Raw genomic sequence first — 20,639 nt, forward strand, 5'->3', positions numbered from 1 at the left:
CGTTCGGTCACCTGCGGCATCAGGGTTTCCCCTGACGATCGCCTGATATCCCCCTCAGACCCCAGGCGGATCTGCCCGAACGGTCAGCGCCTGGTCGCGGTGAGACCCCAGGTGGCGTACCTCAGGGTCACCTCGTCACCGATCTCGGCACCCACCACCGCGAGCACCGCGTCCACATCAGACGGTGGCAGCATCGTCAGGCCGCCGGAGGTCGGGATCAGGTCGAGGAGTTCGGCACGGGTGTAGGTGCGTTCCCAGTCGTGGCGCCAGATCTCGGGTTCACCGAAGCCGCCCGCCTCGCGAATTCCGTCCGCAGCCCGGACGTACAACCCCTGGTAGGCGTCCAACATGGACGTTCGCGGCACGATCGGCGAGTCGGGGGCAAGTCGCCGGAACGCCGTGGCCAGTGCCGCGGCAGCAGCTTCGGGGAGTTCGTAGACGTGCCCGAACGGCGCCAGCACGCCTCCCGAACGAAGGACCCGGGCGGCTTTCCGGGCGCCCGCGACGGGGTCGATCCAGTGCCAGGCGGTACCGGAGACCACGGCGTCGAACGTGCGCCCGGCCGGTTCCCACTCCTTGAAGGTGCCGACCTCGACGTCGACGCCAGTGCCCGTCGCGAACTCGGCCATCCGCGCGTCCGGTTCGACGCCGAGGACAACGTGACCACGCGCCAGCAACTGGCGAGCGACGATGCCGGTCCCACAGCCGACGTCGAGAAACTCGTGGCCAGGCAGGCGGTCGAGCAACGCCTCGGGATAGGCGGCACGGGTGCGGTCGTAGCGGGCGGGGTCGATGCCGAACGACTCCGCCACCGCGCGGTGACTGTGCGGCGGTAAAGTGACCATGCGCCCACCCTAGTGGGCAAGTGCCCACTAAGGAGAAGCCTTGCCCACCGGAGTGGCGCTGCACGACGCGCGCCGGCAGTTGTTCGACGCGGCCGCACGGGTCCTGCTGCGGGACGGCCCGAGCGAGCTGACCAGCAGGTCCGTCACGACCGAGGCCGGAGTCGCCAAGGGCGTCCTGCACCGGCACTTCACCGACTTCGACGGCTTCCTCACCGAACTCGTGCTGGACCGCATCACCCAGATCGAGGCACAGGCCGCCGACCTGCGCGACGCCACCGGTTCCGTCGCCGACAACCTCACGAACGCCCTGGTCAAGGGCTTCGAACCGGTGATGGTGTCGATCATCGTGCTGGTCATCGCCCGAGACGAACTGCGTAGGCGACTCCGTGCGGCCGGTACCGCACACCTCCCCCTCGTAGGCGAGTACACCGCGATGATCGCCGACTACCTCAGGTCCGAGCGCGCAGCGGGCCGCATCGCGGCGGACGCCGACGTCGAGACGCTCGCGCCGACGTTGATCGGCGCCGCGCACCTCAAGTTCACCGAGAAGAGCGACACCGCACCCGAGGCGGTGCACAAGGTGGTGACGTCGCTCCTTTCCGGGAATGCGGCCGGGACCCGAGACGTTGATCACTGACATGGCAGACGTAGAGCTCAGCCCCACCGGATGGGTGCACGACCAGACCAAGAAGATCCTGGAAACCGGGACGACCGAGGGCGTGAAGGTGCTCGGCCGCCCGATCGTGCTCCTGACCGTGCGCGGCGCGAAGAGCGGCAAGCTCCGCTACACACCGGTCATGCGCGTCGAGCACGAGGGCAGCTACGCGGTAGTGGCGTCCAAGGGCGGCGCGCCGGAGCACCCGGCCTGGTACCACGGCATCAAGGCGCACCCGGAGATCGTGCTGCAGGACGGCGCCGAGCCGAAGCACTACGTCGCCCGCGAGGCCGACGGCGCCGAGCGCGCGCAGTGGTGGGAACGCGCCGTCAACGCCTTCCCGAACTACGCGGAGTACCAGGAGAAGACCGACCGGCTGATCCCGCTGTTCGTGCTCGACCCGAAGTGACGGCCTGGGGCTGTCCCGCTCACCAGGGCCGAGACAGCCCCGCCAGGTAGTCGCTCAGCTTCAGCCCGGTAGCGCCGCTCAGTGGCTGAGGTGGCCTTCGCTCGCAGGGCAACATCCTCGGCTGATCGCATGACGAGTGGTGCTGGGTGGCTGTCCGATGACGAGTGGACGCTGTTCGGTCGATTGCTTGCGGTACTGCGAGTTCGACCTCGACCAGTACAGCAGCTGGATCGTGACCACCTCGTGCAGCGATGCCTTTGTCACCTCACGCGTCAAGATCCTCCAGCCGACCACATGGCGTCCTACCGCCGCTTGCCGACCTAAGCGCCACACGACGATGCCGGTGGGCACAGGCGCGAACAACGTTTCGTCAGCCGAACGCCTGCTTCGGCCGATGAGCGTGCGGCCATTCGCGGCCACACCGCGTCGCCACTTGGTCGGAGTCCACGCAGGAACTACTGCCGTGCAGGCAATGCTGCCTCAAGTGCCGCCAGGTCGCGCACCGCGTACCGGTGGTGCTCGGCTTCTTCCTTCAGCACAACTTTGAGGCACCGGCGCACGACGTACTCCTGCTCGGGATACATGTCCGCTGGCTTGCGGCCACACACTCGGTCGAGTTCGTCCGCGGTGAGCCCGTCGACGACACGCCGCATCGTGGCCATGCGGGCGAGCCGCGGCGCCAACGCCTCCTCGAACGTCGGCGTGGCTTCGAGGGTGAGGCCAAGCTTCGCCGCCTCCTCCGGCGGCGTCCCCCCGGCGGGGAAGCCCAACGGGTGGTAGGGCGCTTCCTCCTCGAGCACGGCGTTGCCGAGCCAGGCATCGCTGGCGAACAGCAGATGCCGTTGCGTCTCGACGAACGACCACTCGCCGCCGACTTGCTCGTGCAGTGCGGCCTCGGGCAACTGCCTCGCCCGAACGAGGGTTGCGTCCCACAGGGTCTCGATGGCGTCCCAAGCAGCCCGGTAGTCCTCGGGGGAAGCCGCCTCCCGCGCCAGCACGCGGGCGGGGTGCCGGCGGTCGAGTTCGGCCTCCACGTAGGCGGTCACGTCGACGTCGTTGACGACGAGGCGCTCGAAGTAGCCACCGAGGTAGATGTCGCTGCCGTAGCTGTCGACGATCTTCAGACCAGTCACGTCGCAGTCGCGGATCTCGACACCATCGAGGTTGCACAGGTGGAAACGAGCGCTGCGGAATTGGTCGCTCTGGGCGTATTCGGAAACCATCGACGCAGTCTCGCTCAGTCATCATGCCCGCGCCAGGTTCGGCAGTCCGGTGTTCGACACCGAGCAGTTCAGGCGACGACGACCTCGACGCCCGCCGCCCGCAGCCGGTCCAGCTCCTCGGTGTTCGCCGAGGAGTCGGTGATCAGCACGTGCACGTCGGTGATGGCGGCGATGCGGGAGAACGCCCGCTTGCCCACCTTGGAGCCGTCCGCGAGCACGACCACGCGGGCGGCGGTGCGCAGCAGGCAGTGGTCGGTCTGGGCCTCTACCTCGTCGTGCGTGGTGATGCCGGCGCGGCCGTCGATGCCGTCTACGCCTAGGAACACCAGGTCGAGGCTGATGCCGGCGAGTGCCCGGTCGGCGATCGGGCCCACCAGCTCGTAGCTCTCCGGGCGCACGCCGCCGCCGGTGACCACCAGGTCGATCGTGGGGCGCGAGCACAGGTCCGAGGCGATGTTCAGGGCGTTCGTGACGACCTTCAACGACCTGGTGGTCGCGAGCAGGCGGGCGAGTTCGGTGGTCGTGGTGCCGCCGTTGAGGCCCACGGAGTGCACGGCCTCGGTCACGAACTTGGCGGCCGCCTCGGCTATCTGCCGCTTCTCCTCCTGCTGGCCGACCCGGTAGCGCAGCGGCAGTTCGTAGATGACCTCGACCGCCACCGCGCCGCCGTGGGTTCGCTTGAGCAGCTTCTGCTCCTCCAACGCCTGGAGGTCGCGGCGGATCGAGGCGACCGACGTGTCCAGGGTCTCGGCGAGCCCGGTGACGGTGACCGAGCCCGTGTCCGCCAGCTGACCCAGGATGGCAGCGAGCCGCTGCTCTTGACGCATCCGATCACTATAGCGCACGAATGTTGCTCGCTTTACGCGAACTTGGTGCCCAATCACGCATCGGCCCTGCGCGTTATCTCTACCTGATGCGCCAGCGCCGACGCCTCGGCCCACGTCGGCTGGGTCGCCGTTCCCCCGGCACCGCGCGTGGACAACGCCCCGGCGGCCGCACCGAGGGCCAGCGCGAAGGCGAGGTCGAAGTCCCGCAGCCAGCCCGCGAGGAAGCCCGCGTCGAACGAGTCGCCCGCGCCGACGGTGTCCACCGGTGCCAGCACGGGTGGGCGGGCGGTGATCCGTTCGCCGCCGAACAGCGCGACGCACCCGTCGGCGCCGTTCTTGACGACCGGGATGGCGCCGGTGGCGGCGAGTGCGGCCAGCGGGTCCTCGGCGCCGGTCAGCGCCGCCGCCTCGGCCCGGTTGGGCAGCACGAAAGTGCAGTGGCCCAACAGTTCTGGCTGCACCTTCCAGTTCCCGGACGGGTCGTCGTTGGTGTCGAGCGAGGTACTCCCCCGAGCCTGCCGGAACACCTCGGGCAACCCGGCGGCCAGGCGCGGCTGGAGGAAGTACGACGCCGCGTGCAGGTGCCGGGCCTCGACGTCCGGCACGTGCTCCGGGCCGAACTCGCCCAGACATCCCGGTGCCGTCAGGATCGCGCGGTCACCGCCGGACTCGTTGAGGCAGACCGTCAACGCGGTGGGCAACGACTCGTGTCTGATGCACGTACTGATGTCGACACCGGCAGACTTCAGCTCGTCCAGCACGAAGTCCCCGGCCGCATCCCGTCCGACCATCGCCGCCAGTCCAACGGACAGCCCGAGCCGCGCGGCGCCGTGCGCGACGATCGCCGCCGAGCCCCCGAGCGCCAGCACCCCTTGCTGCACCAGCGTTTCCGCCTGTCCGTAGGCCGGGACGGCGGGCGCGCCGAAGACGAGCACGTCCGGGTTCGCGTCCCCGACGACGAGGAGGTCCAGCATCACGCGCCCCGCAGCAGGTCGCCGTGCGCTGCCATCATCGCCGACACAAGGTCGTCGATCTGCCCGACGGTCAGCGCGGCGGCAGTCGCCGGATCGCACAACGCCGCATGTCGAACGTGATCAGGATTGCCCTCGACGGCGGCGGCCACGGTCAGGTCGACCACGTTGAGGAAGCTGCGGTTCAACGCCGCGAGCTGCCGTGGCAACGCGCCGACGTGGTGCGGGTGCACGCCCAGCCGGTCGAGCGTGGCGGGCACCTCGACCGCCGCTCCGGCGGGCAGGTTGGTGATCAGGCCGTCGTTCGCGACGTTGACCTGGATCGTCCGCCGCTGCCCGGTGACGAGGCTGTGGATCACCTGCGGCGCGTACTCGACGGCGTCCTCGGTCAGCGGTGGCGGCTCGTCGCCAGCTCGAAGCGCATCTCGCGTCTTCTCATACGTGGCCACGTTTTCCGCGCTGATCGTCGCGTAGTCGCGGATCGGCAGCCGCAGTCGCTCCACTTCGGACTCGTGCTTGAGGTACCACGGCACGTACTCCGACGAGTGCTCGCTGGTCTCCGTCGGGTAGAAGCCGAACCGGCGGTACAGGTCGACGCGCACCCGCCGGGCCAGCCCTGGATCGGCGGCGATCGCGGCGTCCAGCGCCGGGTACAGGTCACGGCCTTCGTGCTGCCACCGCAGGATCCACGCCTGGTGGTTCACCCCGGCCGACAGGAAGTCGACCTCCTCGGGCGGCACCCCGACCAGCGCGCTGAGGTCGTGGATCGTCCAGTGCACCGAATGGCACAACCCCGCGACCTTGAGCCTCGGCGCGACGGTCGCCAGGTACTGGATGTTCATGGCCATCGGGTTCGTGTAGTTGAGCAGCCACGCGTCCGGGCACACGGCGAGGATGTCCGCCGCCAGCCCGTCCAGGAACGGGAACGTGCGCAGCCCCCGGAAGATCCCGCCGATGCCGAGCGTGTCGCCGATGGTCTGCCGCAGCCCGAACGACTCCGGCACGTCGAAGTCCTTCAACGTCGCCTGATGCCCGCCGATCGCGACCATGTTGACGACGACGTCCGCCCCTTCCAACGCCTCGCGGCGCTCGAGTGAGGTGCGCACGTTCGCCGCCCCGGCCAGCCGCGCCAGCTTCCCGGCGACTTCCAGCCGTTCGGAGTCGATGTCGTGCAACGAGATCGTGCACCCGGCCAACTCGGGAAACGACAGGACGTCGCGGAGCAGCTGGCGGGTGAACTCGACGGAACCCGCGCCCACGAACGCGATGGTGAACATTGATCAGCCTTCCAGTACCCGGATGAGCCGAGCGACCTCGGCGGACATGGCCTCGCGACCGGCACCGAGGTAGCGCCGGGGGTCGACGAGCGACGGCTGCTCGTCGAGCACGGTCCGCACGCTCGCGGTGAAGTGCTTGTTGAGCTGGGTGGCGATGTTGATCTTCCGCATGCCGGCCCGCACCGCCGCCGCCAGACTCTCGTCCGCCACCCCGGACGACCCGTGCAACACCAACGGCACCGACACCGCGTCCCGCAACAACGAGATCAACTCGAAGTCCAACTCGGCGTCCCGGGTGAGCATCGCGTGCGACGACCCGACCGCCACCGCTAGCAGGTCGACCCCCGTCGCCGCCACGTAGGCCGCCGCGTCCTGCGGATCGGTGCGCACCCCCGGCGCGTGCACGCCGTCCTTGCCCCCGATCTCCCCGAGTTCCGCTTCCACGGCCACCCCGGCGTCGTGACACTCCCGTACCACCGCCGCCGTGCGCTCGACGTTCTCCTCGTGCGGCAACGCGGACGCGTCGAACATGACCGACCCGAACCCGAGCCGCACGGCCTCCCGCACCAGGTCCTCGGACGTGGCGTGGTCGAGGTGCACGGCGATCGGCGTGCGCGCGCCCGCCGCCACCGACAGCGCGGCCACCCCGATCGGCTTCAGCGAACCGTGGTAGCGCACGGCGTTCTCGCTGATCTGGAGCACCACGGACGCGCCTGTCTCGTCGGCAGCGGCGGCGATGGCCTCGGCGTGCTCGACCTGGATCACGTTGAAGGCGGGCACCGGCGCGGGCCCGTCGATGATCTCGCGGAGCTGGATCAACGGCATGGTCTTGGTCCCCGTCAGAGTCGTCTGGGCACGATGGTGGCCCGGTGCTGGTCGTAGAAGGAGCGGTCGAAGTCGCCGGCGAGCGGGGCGCGCACGGCCGCGGCGGACAGCGCGACGGCCTCGACGAGTCGTTGGGGCCACGGCAGGTGCCAGTTGGCGACGAGGGCGGCGACAGCGGCGTCACCGGCGCCGGTGGGATTGCCTTGGAGGACTTCAGGTGGCGACGCGGTCCAGACGCCGTCGGGGGTGTGGGCGGTCATGCCGTGAGGGCCGTCGGAGACGAGGGCGGCTTGGGCACCGAGAGAAAGCGGATCGACGTCGGACGACGCAGCGGCCAACTCCTTGCGGTTCGGCGTGATCACCGCAGGCCCCGCCGCGGCTCCCCGAGCGAGCGGCGCTCCGTCCGCGTCGAGCACCACCGGTGCCCGCGAGGCCCACACCAGCGTCGCGTAGGCATCACCGGGCACTCCCTGCGGCAGCGACCCCGACAACACCACGACGTCGGCCTCCAACCCCGCGAAGTGCCGCACGAAACCCGTCCACTCCTCAGCCGTGACCACCGGCCCCGGCTCGGCGAAGAGCGTCGCGTCGCCCTCCCCCACCACGGCGACCGTCCGCCGCGTCTCGCCCGCGATGGGGAACATCGCTTGCGCAACCCCGGCTCCGGCCAGGTCGTGGCACAACAACTCCCCCGCCGTCCCACCCACCAGCCCGGTCGCGACCACGGACACCCCGAGCGCGTGCAACACCCGCGCCACGTTCACGCCCTTGCCCCCGGCCCGCACCGCGACCGAAGAAACCCGATGCGTGGCACCAGGTTCAAGCGCGCGAACCCGGTAGGTGACGTCCAAAGCCGCGTTCAGGGTGACCGTCAACGCCTTCACGGCGTGCCGTCGAGGATGACCGACCGGGTGAGGTTGCGCGGCGCGTCGGGGTCGAGCCCGCGCAGCAGAGCGACCTCCACGGCCAACCGGTGCACCGCCACGAGTTCGGCCAGCGGGTCACGGTCGCGCGCGACCCACCGACCCCCGACAGCAGCGACGTCAGCGTCCAACCCGGCCGGTGGCGTCCCGAAAGACCACACCAACGACCCCTCGTCGGTGATCGCGATCGGCCCGTGCCGGTACTCGGCGGCCGGATACGACTCGGCCCACGACAACGAAGCCTCACGCATCTTCAAGGCCGCCTCGGAAGCCAGCCCGGTAGTCCAGGGCGCGCCGCCCAGGAAGGTGAACTGGTTGCGCTCGACCAGATCCGGCCCCAGCGGATCGGCCAGCGCCTGCTCGGCGTCGAGCACCGCACGGTCCAGGCGTTCACCGAGGTGGGCGCGCAGCAGCACGAGGGCGGTCGTCGCGAACCGGGTCTGCACGACCGAGCGTTCGTCGGCGAACTCCAGCGCCACCACGTGGTCGGCCAGCGCGGTCACCGGCGTGCCCGGCGTCCCGACGATCACGGTGGTGGGCACCTCCGACAACCGCCGCACCACGTCGATCACCTCGGTCGTGGTCCCTGAACGAGTCAACGCCACCACGCGGTCGTAGGCACGGCCGAACGGGAACTCCGAGGCGGCGAAGGCGTCCGTCTCGCCCAGGCCCGCGTCCTCGCGCAGCCGGGCGTAGGCCTGGGCCATGAACCACGACGTGCCGCAGCCGATCACCGCGACGCGCTCACCCGGCGACGGCAGGGCAGCCACGGTGTCCGGGTCAAGAGCCAGTGCGATCGCCCGGCGCCAGCACGCGGGCTGGGACGCGATCTCCTCGGTGGTGTGCAGCTGAGTGCGCATGGCGGATTCCTTTGGTTGTTCAGTCACTTGATGCCCGCTGCGGCCACCGACCGCACGAAGAACCGCTGGGCGAAGAAGAAGACGAGCAGGACGGGCAGCTGGCTGAGCACCGTGCCGGCCATGAGCTTGGGCCAGTTCGTGGTGTGCGCGCCCTGGAACGACTGAAGTCCTAGTTGGACGGTCATCACGCCGGGGCTCTGCACCGCGATCAACGGCCACAGGAAGTCGTTCCAGGTCTGGAGGAACGTGAGCACCGCCAAAGTCGCCAGCGTCGGCCGCATCAACGGCAGCAGCACCTGCACCAACGTCCGCAGGCGAGAAGCGCCGTCGATCCGCGCGGCCTCCTCCAGCTCACGAGGCAACGTCGTGAAGAACTGCCGCATCAGGAACACCCCGAACGCCGTCGCCAGGTTCGGCGCGATCAACGCTCCGAGCGTGTCGACCAACCCCAACGACCGCATCATGATCAGCAACGGCAGCATGACGATCTGGAACGGCACCATCAGGGTCGCCAGCATCAGCACGAACGCGACCTTCGACCCGATGAACGGAATGCGCGCGAACGCGTACCCGGCCAGCGAGCACAACAACAGGTTGCCGCCGACACACACCACGGACACCACGAAGCTGTTGAACAGCCACGAACCGAGTGGCGCGTCCTGCACGGCGGCGAGGTAGTTCTCCCACTCGATGCCGCTCGGCAGCCCCGGCGGGAACCTGCGGGACTCCTCCTGGGTGGAGATCGACACGAGGATCATCCACACCAGCGGCGTCACCATCACGAGCGAGAGCGGCAGCAGGATCAGGTGCAGGGCGCTCGGCCTTCTCATCGGACCTCGTAGTGGGACGTGCGGCGGTTGAACCGCAGCTGGACGAGGGTGAACGCACCGATCACCAGGAACACCGCGCAGCCGATGGCCGCCGCGTAGCCGCCGTCGAAGCTCACGAACGCCTCGTTGTAGAGGTGGTAGACCAGCACGGTGGTCGCCCGCAGCGGCCCGCCCTTGGTCGTCACGTAGACGGCGTCGAACAGCTGCAGCCCGTTGATCGTCAGCCACACCAGCAGGAACCCGGTGGCGGGCGCGACCAGCGGCAGTTCGACGTGCCAGAACGACCGGGCGCGACCGCAACCGTCCAAACTGGACGCCTCGATCAGGTCCTTCGGCACGTTCTGCAGCGCTGCCAGGTAGATGATGACCGCGAACCCGAGCCAGCCCCACACCGTCATCGCGACGACCGAGAACAACGCCTGGCCGGGGTCGGCGAAGAAGCCCTGCTTCGGCAGGCCGACAGCGTCCAGCGCGGCGTTGACCAGCCCGAACTGCGGGTTCGCCAGCCAGCTGAACATGATGCCGGTCGCGACCGTCGACGTCACCAGCGGCACGGACACCGCGAGCCGGTACAGCACAACACCGCGGATCTTCTGGTTGAGCATGACCGCGATCGGCAACGCCAGGGCCAGCGTCACCGGCACGAACAGCACGACGTAGATCAACGTCCGGCGGGCCGCGTCCCAGAACAACGGGTCGGCGACGAGCTTCGCGTAGTTCTCGCCGCCCGCGAACGTGCCGGGCGAGGTGAGGTCGGTGTGCTGGAACGACAGCACCGCCGACCACACCACGGGAACCAGGCCGAACACGCCGATCAACACCACGGCCGGAGCGGCGAAGCCCCAGCCCGACAGGTGGTCGGCGGCTTTCCGGGACGTCATGAACCCGCCAGCTCCTGGTCGATCTCACCGCGGGCCTGGTCCAGGGCCGCCCGCGGTTCGGCCTGCCCGAGCAGCACCGACTGCACCGCCGTGCCGAGCACCTGCGAGATCTTCGGGTACTGCGGGATGTTCGGTCGCGCCTTCGTGACGTTCTTCGAGAGGTTGTCGACGAACACCTTGGTACCGGGGTACTTCGCCTCGAACTCCGCGTATCCGGCCAGGTCCACTTCGGACTGCCGGATCGGCAGGTGCCCGGTCTCCATGGCGAACTCGAGGTGGATCTCCGCCGACAGCAGCCACTTCAGGAACGGCACGGCGTTCTGGCGACCGTTCTCGCCGAACACGACGAACGTGTCGGGGCCCGCGATCGTCGCGTGGCTGACCTTGCCCGGCAGGAACTGCACGCCGTACGACACGTCCTCGTTGATCGAGCCGAGGTCCCACGGCCCGGTCCAGAGCATGCCGATGCGCCCGGAGTTGAACAGGTTCAGGTACTGCTGGTCACCGGCGTCGAGGTAGACCGACTTGTCCGTGACCGCCATGTCCTTCAACAACTGCATGGCCGCGACACCGGCGTCCGACGCGAACGCCGACTTCTTGCCGTCGGACGACAACAGGTCCCCGCCCGCCTGCCAGAGCAGCGCGAGGAACCGCCAGACCGTGTCCTCGGTGCCGTCGTTGACGTAGGCCCAGCCGAACCGGCCGTCCCCGGTCAGCTTCTGCGCCGCCGACCGGAACTCGTCCCAGGTCCAGGACTCAGTCGGGTGCGCGATCCCGGCGTCGTCGAACAACTTCTTGTTGTAGACCAGCGAGAGGTTGTCGACGAGCGCCGGGACGCCGTAGATCTTGCCGTCCACGGTCGACGCCTCGCGGCCCGCCTGGAACAGGTCGTCCCAGTTGAACGCGCTGTCGCCGCGCAGCAGGTCGGTCAGGTCCTGGGTCTGCTGCCTGCCGGTGAGGCCGGTGATCGAGGAGCCGTACTGGTAGGCGGCCTCCGGCGGGTTGCCCGAGGCGAACGAGGCCAGCGTCTTCTGCAGCGCGTTGTCGTTGCCGCCGTTGAAGACGAGCTCGACCTGCTGGTTCGGGTGCGTGGTGTTCCAGCGGTCGGCGAGCTTGGTGAGCGCGGACGCTTCCTTGTCGGTGTAGCCGTGCCACACGCGCACCTTGCCGTCGGAGCTCGACCCCGTTCCGCAGGCGGCCGTCATGACCAGCGCGGCGCCCATCGTCAGCACCGTGCGGCGACTCAGCCCTCTGCCGTGCGCCATGTCGACTCCCTCACGTGGTGGTCCGGCTCTGTGGTCGGGGACACTAAGCCGAAATCGCTCAAACACGCAAGAGTCGTGACCGATTGAGATTGCTTCCTAGCCTGATTCGGACATTCTCGGTACGGTCGCTCACACCCAATCAGTAAGCCTGAGCGATCAAGGAGATTTGGCGCCTATGACCTCCCCTGCCCGCGCCCTCGCCGGAACAGTCCTCACCGCCCTCGCCGTGGCTGCTTGCGCGGTCGCCCCGCTGACCTCCAGCGCGGCGAGCCCCGCAGCGATCCAGCTGCCGCCCACCGGCGCTGTGCTCGACTACCAGCTCGGCGCCGCGTACACCCCGCCGTCGGGCGTGAACCTGGTGACGCGCGACAGCACGGCCTCACCCGCGTCCGGGATGTACTCGATCTGCTACGTCAACGGCTTCCAGACCCAGCCCGCCGACCGCGACGTCTGGCTGAACCAGCGGGGACACCTGATCCTCAAGGGTTCCAACGGCAAGCCGGTCATCGACCCGAACTGGCCGGACGAGTTCCTGCTCGACACCTCGACCTCGGCCAAGCGCAGCGAGCTCGCCGGGATCATCGGCGCGACGATCGACACCTGCGCGAACAAGGGCTTCAAGGCCGTCGAGGTCGACAACCTCGACTCCTACCTGCGCTCCAAGGGCAAGCTGAGCGTCAACAACAACCTGGCCTACGCCAAGCTGCTCGCCGACCGCACGCACAACCGCGGCCTCGCGATCGGCCAGAAGAACTCGGCCGAGCAGACCGCCCGCGCCCGCAGCGAGGTCGGCTTCGACTTCGCCGTCTCGGAGGAGTGCCACCGCTGGGAGGAGTGCGCGTCGTACTCCGACGTCTACGGCGACCACGTGATGGACATCGAGTACACCGACGACCTGCGCGGCACGTTCGAGGACGTCTGCAACGACCCGGACACCCCGGCCACGACGACGTTGCGTGACCGCTACCTGGTGGCGCCGGGCAACTCCGCGTACGCCTTCGACCACTGCTGACGAACTGAAGCGGGGTGGGCTTCCCCAGCCCACCCCGTTCTCACAGCTCCGTGTTGATGATCGCCTCCACGAGCACCTCGCCGTCCTCGGTCAGCGCGACGCCCTCAGCGTCCACGGTGACCAGACCGCGGTCGGCCAGCGACGCGAACTTCTCCCGCCACGGGGTGTCGTGCAACGACTTCCCGTACCGGGCGCGGTGCAGGTCCTCTCGCACCGGCTGCAACGTCGACAGCGCCATCTTGACCGCGCGGGCCTCCTGCGCGCCCGCGTCGAACCCGGTCGCCGACCCGAGCGGCACCCGTCCCGCCTCGACGGCCTGCGCGTAGTTCTTCCAGTTCACGTCGGTGATCGCCTCCGACACCCGGCAACTGGAACTGCCACCGAGGCCGATCGCGACCTCGGCCTCCTGCTTGTCCTGGTCCACCATGATGGACTTCCACTTCTCCGGCCCGAGCCCGTCGCGCGCGAAGTACATCGTGGGGTGCTCGGTGTAGCCGGCGGCCCGCAGCCCGTCCGTCAGCACCTCGCGCATCTGGTACTGCTCCAGCAACGTCGGCCAGAAGTGCCCGTCCCGCACCAGCTTCTCCCGGTACTGCGGCAGCTGCCACGGCGCGGGCTGCTCCCCCGCCACCCCGGTCCTGGTCTCGGCGTACGACTTCAGGTGCAGCTTCGTGCACACCACGGCCGTGACCTCGTTCTCCAGCACCACGTCCAGGTCGCGCCGGACGCTGTCGACGGTCTGGTCGAGCAGTCCGTACATCAGGTCGATGCTGATCCACTCGAACCCGGCGGCCTGCGCGTTGCGCACGAAGTCCACGCACATCTGGGACGAGTGCTCACGGCCGCACTCGCGCAGCACGTGGTCGTCGAACGACTGCACCCCGCTGGACAGCTTGGTGCAGCCCAGTTCCCGCAACGTTTCCAGCTTCGCCGGGGTGAACGTGCTCGGGTCGCCCTCGAACCGGATCGTCGTGTCGTCGGTGAACCCGAAGTTCTCCCGGTAGAAGTCCAGCAACCGCCGGATGTCCCGCTCCGGCAGCAACGACGGGGTGCCGCCGAAGACGTTGAACTCGCCGACCGGAGCGCTCCGCAGTTCGGGCACGCGGTCCAGCCACAGCTGCGCCTCGCGGATGTTCCAGTCCACCCACTGCGAGAGCTTCTCCTCGTTGCGCCCGCCCTTGACGAGCACGACCGGGTACTGGCAGAAGCGGCACTTGTAGGCGCAGGTGGGGATGTACGACCAGAGGTGGATCGGCGCGGTCCCGGCCAGCTGCGAACTCAGGTCGCCGAGGAAGTCGTCGACGCCGTACCCGGGAACGTTGCCGGGAAACACGTGCGCACCGAACGGGTCCTCGGTGACGTAGTCGAGCAGGTGCGCGTTCGCGGGATCCTGCAACGCCGCCCACACCCTGGGTTCGGCCGTCAGCACTCGTGCCATCAGAACACGCCTCCATTGCCGAAGTAGTTGTGCGCCTCCCCGGACTCGCGGTCCTCGCAGTAGTACTTCACGAACTCGGCGAACCGCCCCTCCGGCACGTCGGCGAAGCATTCCGGCAACGGCGGCGGGTAGCCGATGTCCTCCCCGACGGTGGCGCGCAGCCGGGCGAAGATCTCGTCGCGGAACTCCAGGTACAGCCGGTACGACGGCGTCTTGTAGGAGTGGATGGGGAGGAAGTCGGTCACGCTCATCTCGGTCTTGATCTCCGAGATGCGCGTCGCGAGCCGGGCGGCCAGGTCCTCGCCGAAGAACGCGACCACCGCGTCCTCGTCCAGAAAGGACGGTGTCAGCAGGACCGGCAGGATCGTGTTCTTCGGGGTGAAGTCCTTGATCGAGAACTCCCACGCCTGGAGCGCCTCGGCCTCGGTGAGGTCGGCGGTCTTCGCCGGTGCCTCCGGCCGGATGTCGCGCATGACGATGATGCCGTCGTTGCCGTACGCGCGGCCGGTGATGACCTCGTCGATCGCGTGGTTGACCCGCCGCGGGTTGATCTCGACCTTCGACAGCGGGGCGTAGGCGATGTCGTGGCCTGCGCCCGCGACCCGGATGCCGAAGTCCCAGTCGTCGGACAGGTGGTTGACGAACCGCCCGTTCTGGAGCTGGTAGAAGATCTCGATGCCACCGACGGACTCGTACGCCTCGCGTTCGACGGCGAAGCCCTTGCCGTCCGGGAAGCCGCCGAACAGTGAGAACGTCACCGCGCGGCACCGCAACGTGCGCTGGATGGCGTCCCAGAGCCGTGGCCTGCCGACGAAGTGTTCTTCGTTGTAGTAGTAGTCGCAGACGCCGATGGCGGCCTTGTCCTTCTCCATCACCGCGATCAGCTCGGTGATCCACCGCCGGTCGACCTGGCAGTCCGCGTCGGCGGAGAGCAGGTAGAAGCGCTCGCCGGGGTCCTTGCGGTGACGGCTGCGGCGGACCGCGAACTCCATGCCTGCTCTGCGTGCACACGCCACGCCCTGTTCGGACTCGCTGATCACGTGCACGGCGACCGGCGAGGTCTCGGCGAACCGGCGGGCGAGTTCGACCGTGGCGTCGGTGGAGTTGTTGTCCACCAGCACGATCTCGTACGTCTCGGGGTCGACGTCCTCCTGGTCGCGCAACGACGCCAGCACGGCGTCGATGTTCGCGGCCTCGTTCAGCACCGGCAGCACCACGCTGACCTGCACCCGCGGCCCCATCGCGGGCGGGAACAGCTCGCCGACCAGGCCGGTCGCGGCCTCACGGGTGTGCGTGCCGAGCCGCCTGTTGTGCTCCACCACTTCCGCCCGCCTCTCCGCGTTCGTCATCAGCTCGTGCACCTGCTGGGCGAACTCCGCCGTCGGCAGGTCGTGGTCGAGGATCTCGAGCACCGGCGCCTCGTAGCCGCCGTACACCGTGTCGTACAAGGCGTACCGGCTCGCGACGTACGGCACCCCGGCCGCGATCGCCTCGCCGATCGGGTTGCCGAAGCTCTCGTAGTCGTACGAGGTCAGGAACGACACGACCGAGGCGTGCGCGAGCAGATCGCGCACACTGAACCCCGCACCCGCCGACTCGCACGGCTCCAGCACGCCACCGAAGACGACCGGCACCTTCAGTTCCTCGGCCAACGCGCGGAGCCTCGCCGTCTCGGCCGGGTCCTCCTCGGTGTCGCCCGCGACGAACAGGCACGTGCCCGGCAGCTGCGCGACCAGGTGCAGATCCCGGTCGACGCGCTTCTGCGGGATGATCCGCGTGAACCGGGCGATGACGGGCGTACCGGGCGCGATGCCGTGGTGTTCCAGGAAGTCCGGTCTGGCCTCACGCGTCGGCGCGGTGAAGGTATTCGGCAGCAGGTCGAGGTTGCGCAGGTGCGGCATCCACTCCAGCGTGCGCAGCCGCGCCTCCTCGTGCAGCGCGAAGTAGTGGACGTGCGGCGAGTTCACCATCGGAGGCGTTGCGGGATAAGGGAAGCTGCCGTACTTGACCGGCTCGCTCTGCCACATCAGGTCGTGGTCGCGCCACAGCACGAACCGGCCGAGGTCGTGCGCGGCCCCGTACCGTTCGATGGCACGGTAGAGCGCTCTCGTGTAGGCGACGTTCTCCGGCAGCGTGCCGTTCTCGACCATGACGAGCGAGACCTCGCGGGCCTCCCACGTGCGCACAAGCGCGTCGGCCAGCGCCTCGGTGACGCGCTCGGTGTCGGGAAGCTCGTTGCGGCGCACCGAGTCCAGTGTGGCCGCGACGAATTCCCGGTCGTATCCGGCGATGTGCTCGATGCCGTCAACGCGATCGAGTCTTACCCACTCCGGCACCAGTTCATGCCGATACGGCTCGAAAAACCGGTTCTTGTCGGCCTTGATGTCGTAGCCGAGGTCGAGGTGAACGCGAAAACCCTGCTCCGCAAAGGATCTGGCGGTCTTGAGGAACTCCACCACCACGCCGGACATGGCCGTGGCGTCGAACGAGACACCCCAAAGAGCCGGCATAGGCTGCTCCGTTCCGAGAGGTCACTCTCACCCGAAGCTAGCATGAAAGCGCTTCCCCGCCAGGTCGCGTCTCAATCGGTCAGTGCGCTCACCAGTCGATCTGAACAGGCAAGAAGGGCTCCTCGTCGGACGCCTTCTTGCGTGCTTCCAACGCCTTCGCCGCAGGCGCGCCGACGGGCACACGCAGCGGTGGAGCGGGGTGTTCGATCGTGTCCGCGACGGCCGCGGCGACCTCCTCCGGCGTCACGGACTCGCCGCGCAACGCGGGCACCTGACGCAGCAACGGCAGATACGGATCGTCATCGGTGAAGAACGACTTCGCCCGTTCGGCCCCACCGGACGACACCGCGCCGGGCTGCACGATGCTCACCTTCACCCCGAAGTGACCGGTTTCGAGGGCCAGCCCCTCGGCGATCGCCTCCAGCGCCCACTTGCTCGCGCCGTACGGGGCGATGATCGGCAGCACCACCCGCCCCTGCACGCTCGACACGAAGACCAACCGGCCGTCGCCGCGTTCGCGCATGCCCGGCAGCACCGCCTGCGCCACCCGCAGCGCACCGAACGTGTTGAGCTGGAACAGGCTCTCGACCTCGCCCAGCGGAACGCTCTCCAGCGGCGCGCGGACCGTGGTGCCCGCGTTGCTGACCAGCACGTCGACCTGTCCTGCCCCGGCCACGACCTCGTCGACGCTCGCCTGGTCGGTGACGTCGAGCCGCAACTTCAAGGCCACCGGCAGGTCGGCGAGGTGCTCGGGGTTGCGGGCGGTGGCGATCACGCGGTGACCCCGCCCGGCCAGTTCGACGGCGATGGCACGACCGATCCCCCGCGACGCACCGGTGATGAGCACTGAAGACATGACGACCTCCTGAGTTCTGCGTACCTCCGATGCTATGTCGGTCGTCATACATGTCAAGAAGCTATGTCGCACGACATACTTTGGAGTACGCTCGGCCTCATGGCAGGACGGCGCTCTGACGCGCGGCAGAAGATGGTTTCCGCAGCTCGGGAGCTGTTCCGCGAGCAGGGCTACCACGCGACGGCGTTGTCCGACGTGCTCAAGCGGAGCGAGGCGCCCCGGGGTTCGGTGTACTTCCACTTCCCCGGAGGCAAGTCCGAGCTCGCGGTGGAGGCGGCCGCGCTGCACTCGCAGGAGCAGGTCGACGCCATCGACAGCGCGGCGGCCGCGGCCACGTCCCCCGCCGAGCTGGTCCGCGCCTACCTGGAGCGGGCGCGGACCAACCTGACGGCGAGCGACTACCGGCAGGGCTGCACGATCGCGCCCCTGGTGATCGAGTCCACCCGCGACTCCGACGAGCTGGACGCCGTGGGTGGACGGTCCTTCGAAACGATCATCGCGGCGCTGGCCGGGCACTTCGCCGCGTTCGGGATGGCCCCCGACGACGCCCGCCGGCTCGCGGACGCGACCGTGGCGGGCGCCGAAGGAGCGTTGATCACCGCGCGGGCGTTGCGCGACGACGCCCCGTTCGACGCGATGATCGACGTGCTCACGCGCAGCGCGTCGTGAAGCCCGCGCCGAGCAGGCCGCACAGTGCCGAACGGCCCTGCGGGTACTGGCTGATCAGCGAGTTCACGAACCATCCCGACGAGTTCGGGAACCCGAACGGCGGGTTGGCGCCGACCTTGCCGTCGAAGCCGTAGCGCCAGTCGAGGTCGATGAACACCACGGAGTCGATCACGTCCGACAGGTCGTAGCCGGTGCCGAGGAAGTCCGTCTGCCTGCCGTCGACCACGCCGTTCGGGATCGGGCCGCGGTAGTTCAGCAGCGTGCCGAGCCGGTCCACGAACGTCCGGTAGTCGCCGTCGGACTGCCTGCCCGAACCGTCCAGCGAGCTGCTCATCCGCTGCACGCCGACCTCCGACAGCACGATCTTCTTGTTGTGCTGCTTGGCCCACCACAGCATGCGCAGCACGTTGAGGTCGACCGGGTACTCGTGCCGGACGGCGTTGCGGTTGCCGTTGATGATCGCGTCGTAGTAGCCGAGACACGTGCGGTTGGCGGTGTTCTGCTCGCCGTTCCAGTACGCGGTGCCGTTCTCCCAGAACGGCTGGCACAGGTCCTGGTTGAAGATGCTCAGGCCCACCTGGTCGACCACGTCGTCACCGGGGTAGAGCTTGTCGAACTCCCCGCGCACCGGGTGGTAGACGTAACGCACGTCGGCACCGCCGGTGCGGGCGTCGATGAGCTGGACGAGCTTGCGGAACGCGTTGCGGTACGAGGAGCAGTCGGTGCCGTTCGTGCAGTGGAACGCACTGCTGACCTCGTAGTCCAGCCGCAGCAGGAACGTCGAGCCGCGATGGGCGTTGATGTAGTTCGTCAGCGCGGTGAACTGGTTGTCGTACCGGCCGTTGGCGATGTCCACAGTGGCCTGACGTGACGCCTGGAGCTGCGTGTTCGGGTCGCCGTTCCAGGCGGGCGGGTAGTCCTTCCAGCTGATGCCGACCTGGATCTGCTTGCCGCGTGCCGCCAGGAAGTCGGCGTAGGCGAGGTGCGACGACGAGCCGGACTGGCCGGCGAAGTTGCCGTCGCGCACGCCGTAGTAGACCGAGCCACCGGCCGGGTCCGCTCCGGTCGCGGACGTCAGGTCCTGCCACGCGGCCGTGTTGCTCTGGCCCACCAGCAGCTTCCTGCCCGAAGCAGGAGGCGGCGGGGTGGTGGTGCCGGCCCCGTTGACGTACTGGGACTTGCGGATCTCGGCGATCCAGCGCGCCTTCACCGTCGGGTCGGCCTGCACCCGCGAGTCACCCCAGTAACCGTTGGCGCAGCCGGGCTGACCGGCCGGGGCGCCGTTGCACTGCCACTGGGTCTGCACGTCCCAGTTGGTGTTGATGTAGGCGACCGACCGGATCACGTCGCGGTTCGCGGTGACGTAGGAGAACAGGTCCTCGAACCAGGTGTCCACGATGGCCTGACCGCTGACCGGCTGCGGGTTCTTGCTGAAGATGCAGCTCTGGGTCTTGCTGCCGGTGGTGAAGCCCTGCGGCGCGGCCTCGGCGATCATCACCTTCTTGCCGTGGCCCCTGGCGAAGCTCAGGATCCGGTCCTGCAACGCACGCGGGTTGATGCTCGGCGCCTTGCACGACCACTGGTAGCGGTTGTGGGTGCTGCCGTAGAACGCGGACATGCCGACCCAGTCGACCACGTCGTCGCCGGGGTACCAGACGTCGAAGTGGTTCGGCGCGGTGACGACGTAGTTCCACTCCGGGTTGCCGGTGTGCTCGTTCAACGGCCAGGCCGCCGACTGCCAGACCGTCGCGATCTTGTTGGCGCCCAACGCGTTGATGCGGCCCTTGATGTAGCGGAAGGCCTGCTTGTAGAAGTCGGCGTTGTAGCAGTTCCACGGGCCGTCGTACTCGTAGCCGATGCGCAGGAAGATCTCGCGGTTGTACGACTTGAGCTTGGTCACCATCTCGTCGACCTTGGCGCGGTACTGCGCGACGAGGTTGCCGGAGACGAGGTCGGCGTCGTTGCGGCCGATGATCGCGCGCAACGGCTGGTTGCCGCAGCCTGCCGAGGCGTCGGACAGGTACAGGCCGACGGCGAGCGAGGCGCCGGGGAACTCGCTGAGCGTGCGGTTGAAGTCCACCGTGCCGGAACCCCAGTTGACCGGGCCGTTCATGCCGGCCAGCGGTCCGGGATCACCGCCCAGCACCAGGTTCGTGTACAGGGTGACGCCGCCGGGCTGGGGCACGCCGCTGGTGAGCACGTCGCGCTTGTAGTCCGAGAGCGTGTCGCTGTCCTGGCCGACGAACATGCGGATCTTGTCGTTGGCCGGGATGTTCGGGTCGGCGGTGGCGGGCTGGGCGAGCCCCAGAGCTATCGCGGCGGCGACCACGATGGTGAACAGAGATCGTCGTTGACCCATGTTG

19 protein-coding genes are annotated in these 20,639 nt (G+C 68.7%); 4 read left to right on the forward strand and 15 right to left on the reverse strand.

Annotated elements, in window-relative coordinates; genetic code table 11:
- Window positions 1-83 precede the first annotated feature (83 nt).
- Window positions 84-845: a class I SAM-dependent methyltransferase gene (locus tag JNUCC0626_RS11630; RefSeq protein WP_394619717.1), complete on the reverse strand. Its 762-nt coding sequence runs from the start codon at window positions 843-845 to the stop codon at window positions 84-86.
- Window positions 846-885: 40 nt separating this feature from the next.
- Between JNUCC0626_RS11630 and JNUCC0626_RS11635 the strand changes: the two genes are divergently transcribed.
- Both JNUCC0626_RS11635 and JNUCC0626_RS11640 read left to right on the forward strand, forming a co-directional pair.
- The gene (locus JNUCC0626_RS11635; protein ID WP_394619718.1) at window positions 886-1,482 is read left to right on the forward strand and encodes a TetR/AcrR family transcriptional regulator; all 597 of its coding nucleotides are present in this window, start codon (window positions 886-888) and stop codon (window positions 1,480-1,482) included.
- A gap of 1 nt (window position 1,483) precedes the next feature.
- Window positions 1,484-1,909: a nitroreductase family deazaflavin-dependent oxidoreductase gene (locus tag JNUCC0626_RS11640; RefSeq protein WP_394619719.1), complete on the forward strand. Its 426-nt coding sequence runs from the start codon at window positions 1,484-1,486 to the stop codon at window positions 1,907-1,909.
- 455 nt (window positions 1,910-2,364) lie between these two features.
- On the opposite strand, the gene JNUCC0626_RS11645 is transcribed toward JNUCC0626_RS11640, so the two are convergent.
- The 10 genes from JNUCC0626_RS11645 to JNUCC0626_RS11690 all read right to left on the reverse strand — a co-directional run bounded on the left by JNUCC0626_RS11645 (window position 2,365) and on the right by JNUCC0626_RS11690 (window position 11,791).
- A complete protein-coding gene (locus JNUCC0626_RS11645; protein ID WP_394619720.1) occupies window positions 2,365-3,132 on the reverse strand; it encodes a DinB family protein in 768 nt (255 codons plus the stop codon).
- 68 nt (window positions 3,133-3,200) lie between these two features.
- Window positions 3,201-3,959 carry a DeoR/GlpR family DNA-binding transcription regulator gene (locus tag JNUCC0626_RS11650; protein WP_394619721.1) on the reverse strand — a complete coding sequence of 253 codons (759 nt, stop codon included), beginning with the start codon at window positions 3,957-3,959 and terminating at the stop codon, window positions 3,201-3,203.
- A 53-nt stretch (window positions 3,960-4,012) separates the two neighbouring features.
- A complete protein-coding gene (locus tag JNUCC0626_RS11655; RefSeq protein WP_394619722.1) occupies window positions 4,013-4,933 on the reverse strand; it encodes a carbohydrate kinase family protein in 921 nt (306 codons plus the stop codon).
- Window positions 4,933-6,207 (reverse strand): alpha-glucosidase/alpha-galactosidase, encoded by a 1,275-nt coding sequence (locus JNUCC0626_RS11660; protein WP_394619723.1) that lies wholly within the window; start codon window positions 6,205-6,207, stop codon window positions 4,933-4,935. Before JNUCC0626_RS11660 ends, JNUCC0626_RS11655 begins: the two co-directional genes overlap by 1 nt.
- Before the next feature lie 3 nt (window positions 6,208-6,210).
- A complete protein-coding gene (locus JNUCC0626_RS11665) occupies window positions 6,211-7,032 on the reverse strand; it encodes a class II fructose-bisphosphate aldolase (RefSeq protein WP_394619724.1) in 822 nt (273 codons plus the stop codon).
- A 14-nt stretch (window positions 7,033-7,046) separates the two neighbouring features.
- Window positions 7,047-7,916, reverse strand: a complete 870-nt coding sequence (locus JNUCC0626_RS11670) for a 1-phosphofructokinase family hexose kinase (protein WP_394619725.1) — start codon at window positions 7,914-7,916, stop codon at window positions 7,047-7,049.
- The gene (locus JNUCC0626_RS11675) at window positions 7,913-8,815 is read right to left on the reverse strand and encodes an SIS domain-containing protein (RefSeq protein ID WP_394619726.1); all 903 of its coding nucleotides are present in this window, start codon (window positions 8,813-8,815) and stop codon (window positions 7,913-7,915) included. The genes JNUCC0626_RS11670 and JNUCC0626_RS11675 overlap by 4 nt, the downstream gene beginning before the upstream one ends.
- Before the next feature lie 23 nt (window positions 8,816-8,838).
- The gene (locus tag JNUCC0626_RS11680; RefSeq protein WP_394619727.1) at window positions 8,839-9,645 is read right to left on the reverse strand and encodes a carbohydrate ABC transporter permease; all 807 of its coding nucleotides are present in this window, start codon (window positions 9,643-9,645) and stop codon (window positions 8,839-8,841) included.
- On the reverse strand, window positions 9,642-10,526 hold the full coding sequence (locus JNUCC0626_RS11685; protein ID WP_394619728.1) for a carbohydrate ABC transporter permease: 885 nt from the start codon (window positions 10,524-10,526) through the stop codon (window positions 9,642-9,644). Before JNUCC0626_RS11685 ends, JNUCC0626_RS11680 begins: the two co-directional genes overlap by 4 nt.
- Complete coding sequence (locus JNUCC0626_RS11690; RefSeq protein ID WP_394619729.1) at window positions 10,523-11,791, reverse strand: ABC transporter substrate-binding protein; 1,269 nt, start codon at window positions 11,789-11,791, stop codon at window positions 10,523-10,525. The genes JNUCC0626_RS11685 and JNUCC0626_RS11690 overlap by 4 nt, the downstream gene beginning before the upstream one ends.
- A 175-nt stretch (window positions 11,792-11,966) precedes the next feature.
- On the opposite strand from JNUCC0626_RS11690, the gene JNUCC0626_RS11695 reads away from it, so the two are divergent.
- Entirely contained in the window at window positions 11,967-12,803 is an 837-nt protein-coding gene (locus tag JNUCC0626_RS11695) for an endo alpha-1,4 polygalactosaminidase (protein ID WP_394619730.1), read from the forward strand.
- Between the two features lie 40 nt (window positions 12,804-12,843).
- Here JNUCC0626_RS11695 and JNUCC0626_RS11700 read toward each other — a convergent pair whose 3' ends face one another.
- The 3 genes from JNUCC0626_RS11700 to JNUCC0626_RS11710 all read right to left on the reverse strand — a co-directional run bounded on the left by JNUCC0626_RS11700 (window position 12,844) and on the right by JNUCC0626_RS11710 (window position 17,607).
- A complete protein-coding gene (locus JNUCC0626_RS11700) occupies window positions 12,844-14,241 on the reverse strand; it encodes a radical SAM protein (RefSeq protein ID WP_394619731.1) in 1,398 nt (465 codons plus the stop codon).
- A complete protein-coding gene (locus JNUCC0626_RS11705; RefSeq protein ID WP_394619732.1) occupies window positions 14,241-16,751 on the reverse strand; it encodes a glycosyltransferase in 2,511 nt (836 codons plus the stop codon). The genes JNUCC0626_RS11700 and JNUCC0626_RS11705 overlap by 1 nt, the downstream gene beginning before the upstream one ends.
- A gap of 88 nt (window positions 16,752-16,839) precedes the next feature.
- Window positions 16,840-17,607 carry an SDR family oxidoreductase gene (locus JNUCC0626_RS11710; RefSeq protein WP_394619733.1) on the reverse strand — a complete coding sequence of 256 codons (768 nt, stop codon included), beginning with the start codon at window positions 17,605-17,607 and terminating at the stop codon, window positions 16,840-16,842.
- A gap of 99 nt (window positions 17,608-17,706) precedes the next feature.
- Here JNUCC0626_RS11710 and JNUCC0626_RS11715 point away from each other — a divergent pair, with 99 nt between their 5' ends.
- Window positions 17,707-18,276 carry a TetR/AcrR family transcriptional regulator gene (locus tag JNUCC0626_RS11715; RefSeq protein WP_394619734.1) on the forward strand — a complete coding sequence of 190 codons (570 nt, stop codon included), beginning with the start codon at window positions 17,707-17,709 and terminating at the stop codon, window positions 18,274-18,276.
- Here the strand turns inward: JNUCC0626_RS11715 and JNUCC0626_RS11720 are convergent.
- On the reverse strand, window positions 18,257-20,635 hold the full coding sequence (locus JNUCC0626_RS11720) for a hypothetical protein (RefSeq protein WP_394619735.1): 2,379 nt from the start codon (window positions 20,633-20,635) through the stop codon (window positions 18,257-18,259). The genes JNUCC0626_RS11715 and JNUCC0626_RS11720 overlap by 20 nt on opposite strands.
- Between the last annotated feature and the right edge of the window lie 4 nt (window positions 20,636-20,639).

Origin of the sequence: Lentzea sp. JNUCC 0626 (assembly GCF_043632865.1) — a bacterium.
GTDB lineage: Bacteria > Actinomycetota > Actinomycetes > Mycobacteriales > Pseudonocardiaceae > Lentzea.